Source organism: Neisseria iguanae (assembly GCF_003013245.1).
Taxonomy (GTDB): domain Bacteria; phylum Pseudomonadota; class Gammaproteobacteria; order Burkholderiales; family Neisseriaceae; genus Neisseria; species Neisseria iguanae.
In genome coordinates, this window is record NZ_PXYY01000185.1 from 1 (window position 1) to 872 (window position 872).

Here is an 872-nt window from a genome sequence, read left to right on the forward strand (position 1 = left end):
AAGTCGGCTTCATTTTAACAGTTGCCATTTTCTATATTCCTTATTTTACAGCTTCAGCAGCGGCTCCCAAATTCAACTCTTGACCTGCAGCCAAGACGTAAGTTTTTTTACACCGCTGCGACGTCCCAAAGTACGGCTCAAACGTTTTAGTTCTACCTTTAATGATAATAGTAGTTACAAAACTAATTTCTACACCAAGTAGCAATTCAACGGCTGTTTTGATTTCAGGTTTTGGTTGCATTTGTTAACACTTTGAAAGTCATTTGATTACGTGTTTTAGCCAATACTGTATGAGGGCCGTCTGAAAAATAGGAAAGGGTTGTATTTAGATTAGCCTTAAATACTACACCAAAACCGCAAGATTTTAAGCTGCCCTTTTAATGTGCCAAAGTTAAAACGAAATTCACATTCTTTCAGGAATAAAGGGGAAGGTTTCCGGTCAATTCCGTTCTATTTCCGTAGAATGCGCTTTGCCTGATTCCGGAAATTTTCAATACCATCAATGTGGTTTTGACGGTCTGCAAAAAGCTCTGATTGATTCGATGATAAGTAAACCCAACGACGCTTTTGCAAAGATCTCAACCTAATTATTGAATCAAAATACGCAAATATTGTTCAGATGACATTTATTTCAATTGAAGGTCGTCTGAAACGTTCCTAAGCCTGATTAAAAACCGTTTTCCATCATAATTTGGCCCGGTTCGCGGTTACGATGCATGACGTAGCCTAAGTCCATCAAGGCTTGGAAGGTGTCTTTTACCATCGCCGGATTGCCGCATACCATAAAGCGTGTATCCGCTTTGTTAAACGTGAAACTGATGTATTTTTCCAAGCCGCCTTCCAGCAGCAAGGCCGGAATACGTTGGTTGGAT

General features: G+C 39.9%; 3 pseudogenes. All 3 read right to left on the reverse strand.

The features are described 5' to 3' along the window. Window positions 1–40: 40 nt before the first annotated feature. Window positions 41–263, reverse strand: a pseudogene (rplW, locus tag C7N83_RS13995) (50S ribosomal protein L23). Window positions 264–336: 73 nt separating this feature from the next. Next, window positions 337–540: pseudogene (locus C7N83_RS14000) on the reverse strand (IS1595 family transposase); the annotation flags it as partial. A gap of 127 nt (window positions 541–667) precedes the next feature. Then, window positions 668–872: pseudogene (locus C7N83_RS16460) on the reverse strand (ferredoxin--NADP reductase); the annotation flags it as partial.